Consider the following 17,006-nt stretch of genomic DNA (forward strand, 5'->3'; position numbering starts at 1 on the left):
ATCAAAAATGGTGGTGGCGTGACGAAGCCGCATCATAGCTTCGCCACGAAATCGAGGAGCGCCTGGCGGTCGGTCTCGTCCAGGTCGAAGAAGCGGTCGCGCACGATCTGCGCCGTGCCGCCATGGGCGAAGACGGCATCGCGCAGCGTTGTCGCGCGGCCGTCGTGCAGGTAGCGATGGCGCAGGCGGATGCCGACGAGCGGTGCGGTCCGCCATTCGGCGCCAATGGCGTCGCCCTGGACGATCTTGTCGTCGAGCGCCGGCCCCATGTCGTGCAGCAAAAGGTCGGAGTACAGCTCAACTTCGCCGTTGCTGCCCTCCAGCGCCGGCACGTGGCATTTGGCGCAGCCTATCGAGGCGAAAAGCCGTCCGCCATGGCTGCCAAGCATCGCGCCTTGGCTCGATGAGGGTGATGCGGCCCGGAAGGTCGCCGAGAACGGGATCAGCGCACCATAGGCCAGGGCCGCCGACAGAGCCACCCCGACGAAACCGACGCCGATCAGGCGCCAGGCGCCGCCGGCCTCTCCGAGCCGTCCGACCCGGGTGGTGATGCCGAGCGCGATCATCACCATCAGGAACAGGAACTGGTCGACATCGAGGATGACACGGCGCAGTTGCGGATTGAGGGTTATCTCCGAATTGAGCATCACCACGCCGATGAACGCGACGATGAACCACGGGAACGGGATAGGTGCGGCCTCTCGCGCCTTGTGACGGCTACGAAACACCAGGCTGGCGGCCAGCAGAAGCGGGACGAGCATCAGGACTTTGCTGAGCTTGACCAGCGTTGCGGTGTTCAGCGCGTCGTCAGAAATGGCGAAGGAGGCGCCGTAGACCTGCGCCAGCTCGAAAATGCTCGCCCCGACGAACACGCCATAGAGGCGGTCATCGAGATGCTGCAGCCAACCGCCCAGGAACATGACCGGATAGGCGAGCAACGCCACGGTGCCGCTCAGCGTGATCAAGGCGATGGCGATGCCGGCGCTCTGGTCGCGCGCCCGCATCAGCGCGGCCATCGAGAGGATCGCCGCGGCGCCGCAGACGGCGCTGCCGACCGCAACCAGCAGCGCGATCTCGGCGTCGAGCCTGAACAGCTTGCGCGCAATGGCGTAGAGCAGCGTCAGCACCAGGATCAACTCGATGGCCGCCACTGCGAGCGGGATGAACCCCAGATCCAGGAACAGCCGCGTCGTGATACGGAAGCCGACCAGCACCACGGCGAGCCGCAGCAGATAGCGCTTGGTGAAGTCGAGCCCCGGGCGCAAGACGTCCGGACAGGCGAAGCTGCTGCCGATCAGCAGCCCGAAGAGCATGGCGACCAGGACCGGGTTGCGCGACAGCGGCTCGCCCAATCCGCCGGCGATCCAGCCGGCCGCAAGGGCGAGTGCCGCGGCAACGATGACGCCAGGCAGGACCGGGCGCATTTTTTCCGGCGCATGGGAGAGCGTCAGGGCGAGGCTCATGGCTTTTCCCCATCGGGCAGGCGCAGCGCTCGCAGATAGGAGACGACCGCGTCGATCTGTGCGGAACCCTGCTCGATCGGCTGCGTGCCCGCCTCGCGGCTGACAGTCGCGCTGGTGACGCCGAGTTCGTTTGCGAAAGCGTTCGCCACCATATCTTCGAGGGTGGCCATGTCAGCCTTCCAACCGTATCGGCCGACCCGCGATGCGCCTTGGGAGTCGACGACATGATGGGCGCGGCCTTTGATGCCGTCGCCCTTGCTGACCGCCTGCGCTTCGATGACGCTGTCGGGTATCGCGTCGATCCCGGCGATCCCGTAGAGAGCCAGCGGCATGCGCAGCGAGATCACATTGGCCTGGCGCGGCATCGCCGCCGGCATGGTCGCGTTGCCGGCGCCCCCGTCGAGTGTATAGCGCCTTGCGACCGGACTGTTGGGATGATCGATCGGAACCGTACGGCCAGAGCCCGGATCCATATGGGCTATTCTGCGCGCAAAGTGGCCTTCATCGACGCTCGCGCCGCCAGGGCCAGGATGGCAGGCCACGCAGGACGCTGCATTGAACAATGGGCCGAGGCCCATCCGCGGCGTGAAATCGGTCTGGAACGACTTTTTTCCGCGCGCCGCAAGATTGGCGTCGGCGGCAGCGCTCTGTGTCTCCTGCATCGCTGCCGCCGCGCCGTGCTCATCGAAGGTCCCAACCTCGACGAGCGCCCCTTCGTGGCCCGGAAATCCCGGAACCTCGCCGCCAATCGTTATCCAGATATGCCGTGCGTCCGCCGACGTCGCGATCGCGCGAAGGCGATCGGCTCCCAAAGGGCCGAGCCCTGGAACCTCGATCGTCGCGCGTGCGAGAAGCCGGCCGTCCTGGCTCACGCGCAGAAGTGAACCGTCGCCGCGGTTTGCGACAAACAGATCGGACCCGCCAGCGAGTGTCGTATGGCTCGAAAACTGCGGATTGGCGATCTCGGGGATGGCGGCGGCGACATCGATCGGACGGTCGAATTCCGGCAGCAAGATCGTGCGGGTCCTGGCGACGGTGAAATGCCGCCGGTCGTCCTCCAGGTCAAGCAGCACCAGCCGATCACGACCCGGATCGGCGATGTAGAGAGCGCGGTCCGGGTTCCACTTGAAGGCGAGGCCGATGACGCCGGGATCGTCGCTGATGCCCAGGCCGGTGCTTACCGTGCCCTGGCCGGTGCTGACCGTGCCCGGCCCGGCCAAGCCGTCGACACCATCCTGGACGTGGATTTGAACCACGCCGCCATCCGCGGTGACCGCGGCGAACACGGCAAAACCGCTGCCGTCGGGCGAGGGACCGAGAAACGCCGTTCCGAGCGCGCCCGTCTGCATTCCGCCCGATGTCAGCTGGCCGCTTGCCTGGTAATTCAGCAGCTTGCCAAGCCAGCCGCTGGGCTGTGCTTTCGGCGCCTGCTCGCGATCGGTATGCCGGCCGGCGAACACGCCGCCGGCCTCGCGGCTTGGCGCGTTGGCGAGCGGCGCACCGTCGGGGTCGACGACGGTGACACTGCCCTCGCCAGCCAATCCGTTCGGCGCGTTGGCGATCCAGGGTCTTCCGAAGGCGTTGTTGATCGAAATGTATCGCGGTCCGGATGCGGCTGCGAGGCGCGCGGTTCGAGCTCCGGCATTGTATCGCCGGTTGAGGAACCGTTCGCTCTGCGCCGTGTAGAGTTGCACCCTCGCATCTCCGCCGTTGCCGGTGAGCTCTTGCGGAACGATAATGATGCCATCGGACTTGCCGGCGCGCGGATCGATGGACACGATCGCCCCGACCTCAATCGCTGGATCGTCCGCTGGTGCGCCGAAATTGCTGCCCACGGCGACGAGAACCCTGAGCGGATCGAGCATCCGCCCTTCGCGCGTCGCCATAAGAAATTCCGGATTTCCCGGTATCGGCCCGCCGACATGAAAGCGCCCCACCTCGCGCACACCGGCCACGTCGGGCAACCCGACGGCAACGATTCGAGCGTTCAGGCGCCAATCGGGAGTCTGATCTCCCGCGAACGCCCAGCTCGGCAACAGGCTGAGAACTATCGCCGCGGCCTTCGACAGCGTCCGGCGGGCCTGATAAGTCCCGACGGAATCTGTTGGGGCAACTGCACGGCTTGCTCGCATCGCCAAGTCTCCAGCGGTCGCAAGCGCGTGCTGACGCCTGCCAAACCACAGTGCAACTTTAGAGCACGCGCACCTACGGATCGCTTACGGCATTCGGCGTGCTGGCTCGCCGAGCATGCTGCTATGATTTGAGGTCAGCTGCCGGCGCGAACGGCCGGTCGTTCAATCGGCCGGAACGCTTTCCACTCGCTCCGCCGGCCTAGCAACGAAGCTGCGCCAACCGCCATAGGCCGAAATGTCGATTGCCTCTGACAACCCGGCGGTTTCGACCAGGAAGCCCTTGGCCGATGTCCCGTCATTGAGCTCGATCGTGCCGATGCCGAGCGGCGGCGGGATCGCGGCCACGAAGCGTCCGAACGCGTCTGGTGAAAGCCGCCAAACCTCGACGTCGATCGACGTCCCGTTGCCATCGGCAACACGCACGAGCCCCGGCTTCGGCACGGATTGGCCGGCGAGTGCGTAGAGCTGATAGGAAGCAACCGTCCTGGCGGCTCTGCTCAATCGCGCGCCAAGCGCGCAGAGCTGGCCATTGAGCGGCATCCCCGACAAATGCGCGCCGACGACCACGAGCTCGATCATGCCGTCATCGAGGTCAGGGGTCTTGGCGACGCAGGCAGGCATTGCCCAACCAGTCGCGCCAAGGCCGAGACCGCTGGATCGATGGACATCACGGGCGAGCGCCGCCGTCAGGGCGTCCTTGCCGGCGGCAGCAAGCAAGGTAACGCTCATCGGCAGACCGTCGTCGCGCTTGCCCGTCGGCACGGCGATGCCGCACATGTCGAGCAGATTGACGAAGTTGGTGTAGGTGCCGAGCCGGCTGTTGGAGACGATCGGATCGGCCAAAACAGTCTCCAGCGAATAGTGCGTCGGCGCCGTCGGCACGCAGAAAAGGTCGACCGAGGCGATGACAGGCGCGAGCCTGGCCTTGTGGGCCTGCAGCGCATAGAGGCCTTTGAAAGCATCCGCCGCGGAGAGTTTTCGTGCGCCGCCGATGATTGTGCGCGTCACCGGGTGCATGGCTGCCTCGCTCACGTCCATGAAATCCGCGATCGCCGCATAGCGCTCGGCCACCCAGGCGCCTTCGTAGAGCAGGTTGGCGGTAGCGTAGAAATCGCCGAAGGGAATTTCGATCAGTCGGCAGCCGAGCTGTTCCAGCGTCCGCAGCGCCGTTTCGAATCCCGCCTGCATGGCCGCGTCGCCAAAAAATTCCCGGTCCGCTTTTGCGGGAACCCCGACGGTCAGCGCGGGTGGACGCGGACCAAGCGGCGGCGCCGCGATAGCGCGCGAATAAGGATCGGCGTCATCTTTGGCCGCCGCCGCCCTGAAGACGCTGTAGGCGTCATCGACGGTGAGCGCGAAGACGGAGACGCAGTCGAGCGTGCGGCAGGCCGGCACCACGCCGGTGGCCGACAGCGCGCCGACGGTCGGCTTCAGCCCGACGATGTTGTTGAGGCCGGCGGGAATACGGCCGGATCCTGCGGTATCGGTGCCGAGCGCGAAAGAAACAATGCCGTGCGCCGTCGCCACGGCCGAGCCGCACGAGGAACCGCCCGGCACCAGTTTCGGATCGATCGCGTTTCGGGGGACCGGATAAGGTGTGCGCACGCCGACGAGGCCGGTGGCGAATTGGTCGAGATTGGTTTTTCCAACGACCAGCGCCCCGGCCGCCCTCAGACGCGCGACGACGGTGGCGTCTTTCGCCGGCAAGTAGGCATATTCGGCGCAGCCGGCCGTGGTCGGCATTCCGGCAACATCGATGTTGTCCTTGACCGCGAACGGTACACCCCAGAGCGGCTTTGCCACGGGATCGAACCCGCCGAGTGCGTCGGCTTCGGCGAGCAGGTCCGCCTTGCTCGCCAGATGGATGAAGATGCCGGGATCGTCCGCTTTCGCTATGCGCTGAAACACGGTTTCAATAATGGTAGCGGCCGACATGCCGGCGGCATAGCTCGCGTGCAGGCTGCCGATATCGAAGCGGATGTCGCTCATTTCGTCTCGTCCAGAATGACCACCGGCAGATTCCACTGGATCAGCACGACGCAGCCGTCTTTCGTCCATACCGAATGCTCGGTCCCGACCGGGTTCAGGATCACGCTTCCCGGAAGATAGTCCCCAGTCTCGTCGCTCTGGGTGCCTTCCAGCACGACGATGGTTTCCAGCCCGACATGGCGATGGCGCGGCACGCCGGCGCCGGGCCGATAGTTCAGGATCGCGACGGAGGGTTCGGCCGGTCCGCCCTTGAGCAGCCAATGCACCGTGATGCCTTCGCGAAAATGCTCGAATGCCAGATCTCGCCAGCCCCCATGGATGAAAGCCGGGTATGCAATCTTAGGCATCGGCAATTCCCTTGAGCACCTGGTCCGTCGTCGCCGTCCAGCCGACGATCGCGCCCTGCGCCCTGATCATGGCCAGCGCGGCCGCCTTGAATTCCGGAAAATAACTCTCCGTCGCATCCTCGGCCAGCAGGCATTCGTAGCCGCGGTCGTTGGCCTCGCGCATCGTCGTCTGCACGCAGACTTCCGTCGTAACTCCGGCGAAGACGAGCTGCTGCACGCCGAGCCGCTTCAGGTCATCGCCGAAGCTGGTAGCGTAGAACGCGCCCTTGCCGGGTTTTTCGATGACGATTTCGCCAGGCAGCGGGGCCACCTCGTCGAGGATCGCCGTTCCCGGCTCGCCGACGACCAGCACGCGGCCCATCGGACCGACATCGCCGATTCGGATCGACGGATTGCCGCGATTGCGCTTGGCCGGCGGCAGGTCCGAAAGGTCTGACCTGTGGCACTCCATCGTGTGGATCACCGGCAGGCCGGCGGCGCGAAATCCGTGGATCAGCCTTTTGACCGTCGGCACGATCGCCACCACCCGGCCGACGTCATTGCCGAGGCTGGCGCCGAAGCCGCCCGGCTCGGCGAAATCGCGCTGCATGTCGATGACGACCAGCGCCATCGCCTCAGGCTTGAAGGCAAACGGAAACGGCAGCGCGTCGATCTCCGCCATCAGTGATGTCCGGCCATGTACTCGCCGATCGTCTGGACGCTCGCCTGGGCGATCGGCGTTTCGTAGACCAGCGCGCCGTCGGACATGACGAAGATGCGGTCGGAGAGCTCCAGCAATTCGTCGAGGTCCTCGGACATCAAGAGCACGGCGGCACCAGCGTTGCGTGCCCGCATGATACGGGCTCGGATTTCGGCGACAGCAGAGAAGTCGAGGCCGAAGCAGGGGTTCGACACGATGAGAAGATCGACCTCGCCGGTCAGCTCGCGGGCGAGCACAGCGCGCTGGACGTTGCCGCCGGAGAGCGACGAAATCGGCGAGGCGAGCGAGGCTGTCTTGACCTTGAACTGCTCGACCAGCCGCGTCGCATAGTCCCTGATGGCGCTCATCCGGATCCAGCTTATCGGCTTGCCGGCCTCGTTCAGGTCGAAGGTCCGGAATGCCATGTTTTCGGCAACCGTCATCCGCGGCGCGCAGGCATTGCGCAACGGTTCCTCCGGGATGAAGCGAACATTGAGCGTGCGGGCCTCGGCGCGACTGGCGCTGTAGGGCGATCCCTTCACCAGCACGTCGCCGGCATCACGCGTACGCTGCCCGGCAAGGACTTCTAGAAATTCCTTCTGGCCGTTGCCGGAAATGCCGGCGACACCGACGATCTCGCCGGACTTCACATCGAGCTCGCCGATATTGATGGTTTTCAGGCCGGTGCGGTCGGGCGCCTTCAGTGCCTTCACCGTCAGGATTTGCCTGGCGCCGACCGGCACTGGAGCGCGGCTGTCGAGCGCGGCGATCGGCTGGTCACCGATCATCATTGCCGCCATCTGCTTGTGAGACAGCTCCGATACTTTCCCCGTTCCTGTCAGTCTGCCCTTGCGCAGCACAGTGATGTCGTCGGCAAACGCCGTCACCTCGTGGAACTTGTGCGAGATCATCAGCACGGTGAGATCGCCCGCCTTGGTCATGCCGCGCACGAGGCCCAGCACTTCCTGCGCCTCGCCGGGGGTTAGCACCGACGTCGGCTCATCCAGCACCAGAAAACTGCGGCCGAGATAAAGCTGCTTGATGATTTCGAGCTTCTGTTTCTCGCCGGCGGCGAGTTCGGCCACTTTGACGTCGAGCGGCAGCTTGAACGGCATCCGCTCCATGAACTGGGCAAGTGCGGCGCGCTCCTTGCGCCAGTCGATAATCCCCGGCACCTTTTCGCGGGAAATGACCAGGTTCTCCGCACCTGTCAGCGACGGGACCAGGGTAAAATGCTGGTAGACCATGCCGAGGCCGAGCGCAGAGGCGTCCTTCGGACCGGCGATCCCGATCTCGCGGCCGTCGACCAGAATGTCGCCGGCGGTCGGGTGATAAAAGCCCATGATGCATTTGACCAGCGTCGACTTGCCCGCGCCGTTTTCGCCAAGCAGCGCATGAAACGATCCCGCCGGCACCTTGATGGAGACGTCGTCCAGCGCGGTGAAGGCGCCGAAACGCATGCTCATGCCGATCGTCTCGACGCCAACCGCTCTTTTGCCGCGATCACTCATGATCGAACCTCATGGCAACTGGGCGACGAAGGACGCCGAATTGGATACCGCGCCGAACACGCCGCCTTGCATCTTGATCATCTTGATCGCGGCGAGATGGTTGCCGTAGTCGGTCGCCCCGCAGCAATCCTCCAGCATCACGCATTCGAAGCCGCGGTCGTTGGCTTCTCGCATCGTCGTGTGCACGCAGACGTCGGTGGTGATGCCGGTCAGCACGATGTTTTCGATGCCGCGCTGGTTGAGGATCAGTTCCAGGTCGGTGGCGCAGAACGAGCCCTTTCCCGGCTTGTCGATGATCGGCTCGCCTTCGGCCGGATAGAGGTCGGGGATGATGTCCCAGCCCGGCTCGCCGCGCACCAGGATGCGCCCGCAGGGTCCGGGGTCGCCGATGCCGGCATTGATGCGGCGCGAGCGCCAGCGCTTGTTGGCCGGCAGGTCGGCGAGATCGGGCCGGTGGCCCTCTCGCGTATGAATGATGGTGTAGCCCTTCGCCCGCATGGCAGACAGCACCGATCTGATCGGTTCGATCGGCGCCCGCACCAGCGAGAGATCGTAGCCCATATGATCGACATAGCCGCCCGGCCCACAGAAATCGGTCTGCATGTCGATGATGATCAGCGCCGTGTTGTCGGGCCGAAGCTCGCCATTGTAGGGCCATGGATAGGGATCGGCATCGATGTAGCGCTGCGTGACCTCGGCTCTGGCGTTCATTGAGAAAAACTCCAGTCTGGAAACGTCATTTGGTGATCGACAGTTCGCCCGGCGCGCCGGCCAGCGAACGGCTCGGCGACGAGGTGGCGATCATGATAACGAGGGTGAGAATGTAGGGTGCGGCGTAGAACAGATAGTAGCCTTGCGTGACGCCGACCGATTGCAGCGCCGGCCCCAGCGCGCCGGCCCCGCCGAACAGCAGCGCGGCGGCAAAGCAGCCGAGTGGGTTCCAGCGCGCGAAGATGACCAGCGCCACTGCCATCAGCCCCTGGCCCGACGAAATGCCTTCGGTCCAGCTGCCGGGGTAATAGAGCGACAGATAAGCGCCACCGATGCCGGCCAGCGCGCCGCCGATGCCGGTGGCGATGAGGCGCACCGTATTCGGGTTGAGGCCCATGGCGCGCGCGGCATCGGAACTGTCGCCGACCACGCGCAGGATCAGGCCGGCCCGGGTGTTGCGGAAAGCCCACCACAGGAACACGGCAAGTGCTGCGCCGATCAGGAACAGCACATTGATGTTGAGCGCCGCCTGCACCTGCGGAACGTCGGACCAGCCGCCAAACGGGCTGGCCGGCAGGTCGGGCGCCGAGGGCTGGATGAACGGTTTGCCGAAGAAGAAGGCGAGACCCGAGCCGAACAGCATCAGCGCAATGCCGATGGCGATGTCGTTGACGCCACGGAATTTGCAGATCCAGCCGTGGAACAGGCCGAAACAAAGACCGGCCGCGGCGGCGGCCAGCAGGCCGAGCCATGGTGAGCCGGTCATCACCGCGACGGCATAGGCGGTCATCGCGCCGAACACCAGTGTGCCTTCGAGACCGAGATTGATGCGCCCCGAACGCTCGGTGATGGCTTCGCCCAGCGACACGAAGATGAAGGGCGTCGACACCCGGATGGCGCCGCCGAGCATGGCGAGCGGAACGCCCCAGAGGCCGATCTCGGTTGCGCCCATCAGGCAGTTCCCTTCAGGAGATCGGGCCTTTTCAAGAGATCGCCCCTCTGCCAGAGGTCGGGATTGAAGGCCTTGAAGCGGCCGTAGAAGGTTTCGCTGAACAGGATGACGACGAAGAGCATGCCCTGCAGCACCAGCACGGTGGCGTCGGGCAGGTCCATTCGGCGCTGGATCAGCCCTCCGGAGGCGTCGATGCCGCCAAGCAGGAAGGCGACCGGGATGATGGCGAGCGGATTGTGGCGGGCGAGGAAGGCGACCAGGATACCGGTATACCCATAGCCGGCGGCGAGCGAGGCGTTGGCGCTGCCTTGCACGGCCGCGACTTCGAGCATGCCGGCAAGGCCGGCACAGCCGCCGGCCAGCGCGGTGAAGCCGACAATCAGCGGTCCAACGGCAAGTCCCTGCACCTGGGCTGCCCTGACATTGCCGCCAGCGATGCGGGCGGCGAACCCCCAGCGGGTCTTTTCGATCAGCAGCCAGGACAGAATGCAGGCGATGATGCCGACGACCAGGCCCCAATGCACGTCCATGCCGGGAATGTTGCCGATGCGGTAGGCCTCAGCCAACGGCTCGGTCGACGGTTTGTTGAGCGAGGCGGGATCGCGCAGCGGTCCTTCCACCAGATGGTTCATCAGGGCGATGGCGATATAGGCCATCAAAAGGCTCGATATGGTTTCGTTGACGGCACGGTAGTGGCGTAGCGCGCCGACGGCACCGATCCAGATGCCGCCGGCGGCCAGGCCCGCCACGCCCATGACAAGAATAACGAAAAAGGCGGGGGCGCCGCTGGCGGCCACGCCCATCGCAGCCGCGGCAACGCCGCCCAGCACGATCGCGCCTTCGCCGCCGATGACGACAAGGCCGAGCCGGGCCGGCAGTGCCACGCAGAGCGCCGCAAGCAGCAAGGGTGCGGCCCGCGACAGCGAGTTCTGGACCGAGAACCACGAGCCGAAGCCGCCGCGCCACATCGTTTCATAGAGCTGCGCCGGCGATTTGCCGACCAGCGCGATGAACAGGCTGAACAGGGCCATGCCGACAATCAGGGCCGCGAGCGGGATGACGAGGGCTTCCGCCCGCCGGGCGATCCATTCGAGCGCCGTCGGATAGCTCCGGGCGCCGAGCATCACTGGCACGCTCGCGCTGCTCACGGTGTCTGCCATGGCCCCCGTCTCCGATCCATGCTCAAGCGGTCGAGCCGACGACACCCTCGACGAGATAGTCCATGCTTTCCAGCTCGATCGCGGCTTCGACGAAGGTTTGGCCCTCGGTTGCGATGACGTCGCCCTTGTTGTTCTTCAACGGCCCCTTGATCACGGAAAAGCCGCCCTTCATCATTTCGGCGAGCGTGCCGTCGAACTGTGCCCGTGCCGCCTCGCTGACGGCGGGGCCGAGCGGGCTCATCTTGACGAAGCCGTCGGCCAGTCCGCCGCGCGTGAAATTGGGCAGCGGCTTGCCGGCCACGAGCTCGTCGACGAACATCTTGTAGACCTTCGCCCAGTTCCATTCCGCGCCGGTCAGATACTTTTCCGGTGCCAGCGGGCTCTGATTGGCATGGTAGCCGCAGATGAAGGCGCCGCGCCCCGCCGCCGTTTCGACCACCACTTTCGGGCTGTCGACATGGCAGGTGATGACGTCCGCACCCTGATCGACCAGTGCATTGGTGGCTTCCGCCTCCTTGACTGCCAGCGACCATTCGCCGGTGAAGATCACCTGGCAGGTGATGGCCGGGTCGACCGAGCGTGCGCCGAGCAGGAAGGAGTTGATATTGAGCAGGACCTGCGGAATCGGCTTTGCGGCGACGAAGCCGATCTTCTTGGTCTTGGTGGCGTGGCCGGCGGCGACGCCGTTGAGATACTGGCCCATGCCGATATAGCCGAAATAGGAACCGGCATTCATCGGATGCTTGTCCTTGTTCCACATGCCGCCGCAATGGCGGAACTGCACGTCGGGAAATTTCGCGCACATGGCCAGCATGTGCGGATCGAAATAGCCGAACGAGGTCGGGAAGATCAGCGAGGCGCCGTCGAGGTTGATCATCGATTCCATCGACTTCTGGACATCGACCGTCTCGGGGACGTTCTCCTCCTCGACCACGGAGATGCCCTCGATGGCCTTCAATGTGGCGGCACCCTCGGCATGCGCCTGGTTATAGCCGTAATCGTCCTTCGGTCCGACATAGATGAAGCCGACAGTGACGGCAGCGGCGAACGCCTTGCTGATCGGGAATGACGCCGAGGCCAGGCCGAGCGCGGCTCCGGCGGCGGAGGTCTTGAGCAGCTCGCGGCGGCTAAGCATGAATCTCTCGGTCATGTGAATGCTCCCTGTTGAACCCTTTCCGGGTCGATTTAATTCCCTTCTCGTAAAAGTGCATGCAATCGCCGTGCCAGTTCAAAAGCTGGATTTTATACAATTAAATCAGTTAGAGTGCCGATTTGCCGTGCTCAAGCGAAAGGCAATTGCATACACTTTTTGCCTTTCATTTAGCCAGTTTGACATCTAGATTAAAATAGAGGCATAGAGGGCGCGCCCGAGTCGAAACTTCCGGCGAGCCACTTGCGGCACGCCGCGAAAAAGACTGACGGAGGAGAATTGTCGGGGAAGCGCAGCTTGATCAGGTCGGGCACGACCGTCGATCAGATGGTGAGGGCGATCGGTGACCGGATCGTCACCGGCTTCCTGCGCCCCGGCGAAAAACTCGACGAGGCTTCGTTCGCTGCCCGTTTCGATGTGTCGCGCACCCCCGTCAGGGAGGCGCTTGGCCGGCTGAGCGCTATGGGGTTGGTCGAAAGGCGGCCCAACCGCGGCGCCACCGTCGCCGTGGTGACGCAGGAGCATCTTGCCTCGATGTTCGAGAGCATGGCCGAGCTTGAAGCGATCTGCGCGCGGTTCTCGGCCGAGCGCATGACCGCCGGCGAACGCCGCGCGCTCGAATCCGAGCACCAGGCATCGACGCGCCTCGTGCAATTGGGTGCGGAGGAGGACTACGAGTATTTCAACACCGAGTTCCACACTCGGCTCTATCGCGGCGCGCACAGCAAGCACATCTCTGAACTGACCGTCATGACACGCAGCCGGCTAGCGCCGTTCCGGCGCGCGCAATTCATGCTGCCGGGGCGCTTGGCCAAATCCTGGCAGGAGCATGACGTCATCGTTACCGCAATCATGCGCGGTGACGGCGCCGCCGCAGGACAAGCAGCCAAGGATCACGTCTCCATCGTCAGCGAGGCGAGCGCCGTCTTTGCCGCGGTCGACCCGATGAAACCGGCGGCGGATCCGATCGGGATGTCTTCCTAGTGGACAAAACCTGACGCGTGGTACCCGAAACGGAACACCGTTTTGACCCCGAGGCGACCTATGTCTTGCATTTAGCGAATGGCCGCTTCGCGCCAGAAGTCGGTCGTTAATCGCCGGCCCCTGATTGCCCGAAAGCGGACATCTTAGCGAGGCAGTAGTAGAATCCACGGTCGTACGTTGATTTGAGCGCCGGCTTTCGTGCAAATGCTAGCAAGGTGAGTGCGCTGTCGTATGACAGGCCAAGCTGTTCAGCTGCTTTAGGCACCGTTTGCCCTCCAGTTTCGGCGGCCCGCTTGTGCCACGAACCACCTTGGCTATGAGCCCTTCTTGTCGTAGCTTCATGCGGCAACGTAAGCGTGTGCAGAGGAGGCGCGTTCGAGATGCGGTGTCTGATCTGGCTCCTTTCGACCCTTGTGCTTTTGTCGGTAACGCTTGCATCTGCCGTGTACGCCGCCGGCAACAATCCGAAACTCACGCCACTCGTCGCCGAGATCATCGCTGCTCCGCACGTAGTTCCTGGCTCGGACGGCAAGCGTCACATAGTTTACGAAGTCGCGGTGACCAATGTCACCGGCGGTGATGCCCGTTTCGAGAGGCTCGCAGTCATCGATGCTGACAGCGGGGCAAAGCTTGCAGAACTCGGCCCTGATGAACTGGCCAGCCGCGTCACGCCGGGGGCGAGCCGCGGCAACGAAACCCGCGAACTGACGGCGTATCAGTTCGCTGTCATTTTTATGCACGTTGCCTTGGCTGAGGGGGCGGCGGTCCCGGCTCGCATCACCCACGAGGTGACTGCGCATTTCGCAGTCATAGGCGCTGAGATGACTCTGACACTAGGCGAGGCTACCGTTGTCGCTACGGCTCCCGTGATACTCGGACCTCCGTTGCGCGGCAACGGCTACGTCGCCGCCGACGGCTGCTGTGATTCCATCCGCCACGTCCGGGCGCTGCTGTCGCTCGACGGCAAGTTCCATCTTGCCCAGCGATTCGCGATCGACTGGGAGCAGCTCGACGACAAGAATACGCTGGTTGTGGGCGACCTCAAAGTGCCGGCCAACTACCACATCTACGGCAACCCGATCCTCGCGGTTGCCGACGGCACGGTAGTCGGGACTCGCAACGATTTGCAGGACCAGGTCCCCGGTGCGCTGCCTCCGAACCTGCCGATTGATGAGGCCGACGGCAATTTCGTCGTGCTCGACATTGGCTCAGGTCTGTTCGTCAATTACGCACACATGCGGCCGGGCGGTGTTAAGGTGAAGCTGGGCGACAAAGTACGGCGTGGCGACCAACTCGGCGAGGTTGGCAACACCGGCAACAGCCAGGCGCCGCATTTGCACCTGCATGTCATGGACAACGCCTCTCCGCTGGCTTCGGATGGCCTTCCCTACGTCTTCGATCGCTTTACCATCACTGCGGTCGACGAAGCCGGCACAGAGGATTTCGACAAGGCGGAAGCGACGGGGTCGCCACTGACGCTGACGCCGCGCTCGCCTCCTCAACAGCTAAAAAATGTGCTGCCGCTTGACCTCTCCGTCGTTACCTGGCCGCAATAGCGCAGAGCGCGATACCCATGACCACAACCCGCATGATCTCCTTCCGCCTCCTGCTCGCGGCTGCTTCTGTTGCCTGTGCAACTCCTGCTACTGCCGATCCGCTGCTGGACGAATCGGTCGGATTCGCCGGTACTTTCGCTTTCATCGGTTCAGGTGCGCCCGGTCTTGTGATTGCTGCCGTTCGGAACGGTGAGACTGCCTTTGCCGGTTTCGGCGAAACCGCTCGTGGGTCAGGCATCGTGCCTACTGCCGACACGATGATGCGAGTCGCATCCATCTCGAAAGCTGTCTGTGGGGACGTTCTCGCCAGTTTGGTTGCAAAGGGAGAAATTGGCCTGGGGGACGCGGTTCAGTCGCACCTGCCTGATGGGTTTATCGTGCCAGAAAAGGACGGCCGGAGGCTGCGGATCATCGACGCCGCCAGCCAGACATCCGGCCTGCCCCGAGAGATGTCGCAGACCGGTGGCACGCCAGCCAATCCCTATGCCGGACATACCCATAAGGCTATGATCGAGGCGCTGAAAGGCGACCCGTTTCTTTTTGCGCCCGGGACCGGTGCGCTCTATTCGAACTTCGGCTTCGATCTCCTCGGATTGGCGATCGCCGGCGCAACCGGCAAGCCCTATGCCGCCGTATTGGAGGAACGGGTTTTGCGCCCGCGCGGCATGGTGGATACCGTTTTCAATCCCCGCCCGGGCGATGAGAAGAGGCTGATGCAGGGCCATAATTTCGATGGCACCCCGCTTCCGTTCGTACCGACGCCGGTGACGATGGAATGCGCATCGGGACTCTACACGACGCCCAACGACATGCTGAAATGGATCGCCTGGCATCTGGCTCAAGGCGGTCCTGAGGATGATGCACGCCGGATCATCGACCACGCCAGCCTGGTCCGGAGGGACGGGCTCTCGCCGGTGCTGGGGCTCGACGACGGTGGGGCGCCGATGGATGCGATGGGATTGGGCTGGGTGATGATCGAAGCCGACGGCGATCATCCGTTGATCCTCCACAAATCCGGGGGCCGGCAGGGCATGTTCACCTATGTAGCCATCGCCCCGACGCGCCGCATTGCCGTCTTTGTGGCGATCAACCAGTTCAGCGCAGGGGGCTTTGCTTCAATGGTGAAGCAGGCGAACGAACTGATATACCAACTCGCACCGCGCTGACTTTCATTGAGGGCTTCGAGATGACCGGTTCCAGCTACAGGCGTTTCCTCATCTCCTCCGCCATGGCTGGTTGTCTCTTCGCGGTTCCTCAGGCAGACGCCGAGGATCGCCTATTGGAGGAAGCCGTTGGCTTCACCGGCGTCTTCGCGTTTCTCGGCTCCGGCGCACCGGGTCTTGTCATCGCCGCCGTTCGCAAGGGCGAAACGGCCTTCGCCGGCTTCGGCGAAATCAGCAAGGGTTCGGGCAAGACGCCAGACGAACATACGCTGATGCGGATCGGATCGATTTCGAAGGCCTTCTGCGGCGATCTCATGAGTGGAATGGTTGAGGACGGAACGTTGGGCATTACCGACCCACTTGCCGTTCATCTGGACAAAGGCTGGACCGTCCCGGAATTCGAGGGCCGTACGCTCCGGCTCGTTGACCTCGTCACCCAGGCATCCGGGCTGCCGCGCGAAGTGCCGAACCAGACCGGTGGAACTCCGGACAATCCATTTACGGGTAACACCTACGAGCTCAGCAGGACCGGGCTTGCAAAGGACAGTCCCTACCTTTTTCCACCGGGCACTGGCGCCCTCTATTCCAACTGGGGATACGACCTGCTCGGCCTTGCGCTCTCCAATGCGGGAGGCAAGTCCTACGGGCAGCTTCTTGCTGATCGGGTGCTCGTTCCGCGCGGCATGACCGATACCAAACTTAACCTCGAAGAAAGTGACAAATCGCGGACCATGCAGGGCCATTTCTTCGACGGCGCTCCTATGCCGTTGGTGCCTACACCGGAAACGATCGGCTGTGCCGGAGGGCTCTACAGCTCCGCCGCCGACATGCAGAAATGGATGGCCTGGCACCTCGACCAGGGCACCGCCGACGACACATGGCGAACCATCAACCATGCCGGCTGGCTCTGGCGCGACGGCTTGTCGCCGGTCAGTGGCCTGGATGATGGAGGGCCGATGGGCATGATGACCCTAGGCTGGGTCGGTTTGCTGCCCAATGACGACAAGCCGTTGATGCTCAATAAGTCCGGTGGCCTGCAAGGTCAGTTCAGCTATGTGGTGATTGCGCCGACGCGTAGTGTTGGCGTCTTCGTCTCCATCAACCAGTTTAGCATCAGCGGGTTTAACGGGATGGTCGAGGCAGCCAACGATCTCATCGCGCAACTCGCGCCCAGATGATGCTGGAAGAAAGCCGAATGTCGGTAGGCGC

At 63.9% G+C, this 17,006-nt stretch carries 14 protein-coding genes; 4 read left to right on the forward strand and 10 right to left on the reverse strand.

Annotated features, from left to right (window positions below):
* Window positions 1-32: 32 nt before the first annotated feature.
* From AC0L3H_RS02630 to AC0L3H_RS02675, 10 genes are all read right to left on the reverse strand, one after another.
* Window positions 33-1,463: a YeiH family protein gene (locus AC0L3H_RS02630; protein WP_473584404.1), complete on the reverse strand. Its 1,431-nt coding sequence runs from the start codon at window positions 1,461-1,463 to the stop codon at window positions 33-35.
* Window positions 1,460-3,349, reverse strand: a complete 1,890-nt coding sequence (locus AC0L3H_RS02635) for a hypothetical protein (RefSeq protein WP_473584405.1) — start codon at window positions 3,347-3,349, stop codon at window positions 1,460-1,462. Before AC0L3H_RS02635 ends, AC0L3H_RS02630 begins: the two co-directional genes overlap by 4 nt.
* Window positions 3,350-3,757: 408 nt before the next feature.
* Entirely contained in the window at window positions 3,758-5,584 is a 1,827-nt protein-coding gene (gene atzF, locus AC0L3H_RS02640; RefSeq protein WP_473584406.1) for an allophanate hydrolase, read from the reverse strand.
* Window positions 5,581-5,931 (reverse strand): cupin domain-containing protein, encoded by a 351-nt coding sequence (locus AC0L3H_RS02645; RefSeq protein WP_473584407.1) that lies wholly within the window; start codon window positions 5,929-5,931, stop codon window positions 5,581-5,583. Before AC0L3H_RS02645 ends, atzF begins: the two co-directional genes overlap by 4 nt.
* Window positions 5,924-6,592, reverse strand: coding sequence for a cysteine hydrolase family protein (locus AC0L3H_RS02650; protein ID WP_473584408.1), 669 nt, complete (start codon window positions 6,590-6,592; stop codon window positions 5,924-5,926). The genes AC0L3H_RS02645 and AC0L3H_RS02650 overlap by 8 nt, the downstream gene beginning before the upstream one ends.
* Window positions 6,592-8,121: an ABC transporter ATP-binding protein gene (locus AC0L3H_RS02655; protein ID WP_473584409.1), complete on the reverse strand. Its 1,530-nt coding sequence runs from the start codon at window positions 8,119-8,121 to the stop codon at window positions 6,592-6,594. The genes AC0L3H_RS02650 and AC0L3H_RS02655 overlap by 1 nt, the downstream gene beginning before the upstream one ends.
* Before the next feature lie 9 nt (window positions 8,122-8,130).
* Window positions 8,131-8,832 carry a biuret amidohydrolase gene (gene biuH, locus AC0L3H_RS02660; RefSeq protein ID WP_123146849.1) on the reverse strand — a complete coding sequence of 234 codons (702 nt, stop codon included), beginning with the start codon at window positions 8,830-8,832 and terminating at the stop codon, window positions 8,131-8,133.
* Between the two features lie 25 nt (window positions 8,833-8,857).
* Complete coding sequence (locus tag AC0L3H_RS02665; protein ID WP_473584410.1) at window positions 8,858-9,784, reverse strand: ABC transporter permease; 927 nt, start codon at window positions 9,782-9,784, stop codon at window positions 8,858-8,860.
* Window positions 9,784-10,944 (reverse strand): ABC transporter permease, encoded by a 1,161-nt coding sequence (locus AC0L3H_RS02670; protein WP_473584411.1) that lies wholly within the window; start codon window positions 10,942-10,944, stop codon window positions 9,784-9,786. The genes AC0L3H_RS02665 and AC0L3H_RS02670 overlap by 1 nt, the downstream gene beginning before the upstream one ends.
* A gap of 22 nt (window positions 10,945-10,966) precedes the next feature.
* A complete protein-coding gene (locus AC0L3H_RS02675) occupies window positions 10,967-12,094 on the reverse strand; it encodes a BMP family ABC transporter substrate-binding protein (RefSeq protein ID WP_473584412.1) in 1,128 nt (375 codons plus the stop codon).
* A 297-nt stretch (window positions 12,095-12,391) separates the two neighbouring features.
* On the opposite strand from AC0L3H_RS02675, the gene AC0L3H_RS02680 reads away from it, so the two are divergent.
* The 4 genes from AC0L3H_RS02680 (at window position 12,392) to ampH (AC0L3H_RS02695) (ending at window position 16,975) form a co-directional block, all read left to right on the forward strand.
* Window positions 12,392-13,078: a GntR family transcriptional regulator gene (locus AC0L3H_RS02680; RefSeq protein WP_473584413.1), complete on the forward strand. Its 687-nt coding sequence runs from the start codon at window positions 12,392-12,394 to the stop codon at window positions 13,076-13,078.
* A gap of 443 nt (window positions 13,079-13,521) precedes the next feature.
* On the forward strand, window positions 13,522-14,634 hold the full coding sequence (locus AC0L3H_RS02685) for a M23 family metallopeptidase (protein WP_473584414.1): 1,113 nt from the start codon (window positions 13,522-13,524) through the stop codon (window positions 14,632-14,634).
* A gap of 17 nt (window positions 14,635-14,651) precedes the next feature.
* Window positions 14,652-15,800, forward strand: a complete 1,149-nt coding sequence (ampH, locus tag AC0L3H_RS02690; RefSeq protein WP_473584415.1) for a D-alanyl-D-alanine-carboxypeptidase/endopeptidase AmpH — start codon at window positions 14,652-14,654, stop codon at window positions 15,798-15,800.
* 20 nt (window positions 15,801-15,820) lie between these two features.
* On the forward strand, window positions 15,821-16,975 hold the full coding sequence (ampH, locus tag AC0L3H_RS02695) for a D-alanyl-D-alanine-carboxypeptidase/endopeptidase AmpH (protein ID WP_473584416.1): 1,155 nt from the start codon (window positions 15,821-15,823) through the stop codon (window positions 16,973-16,975).
* Window positions 16,976-17,006: the final 31 nt, after the last annotated feature.

The sequence above is a fragment of the Mesorhizobium sp. WSM4816 genome, assembly GCF_055811535.1.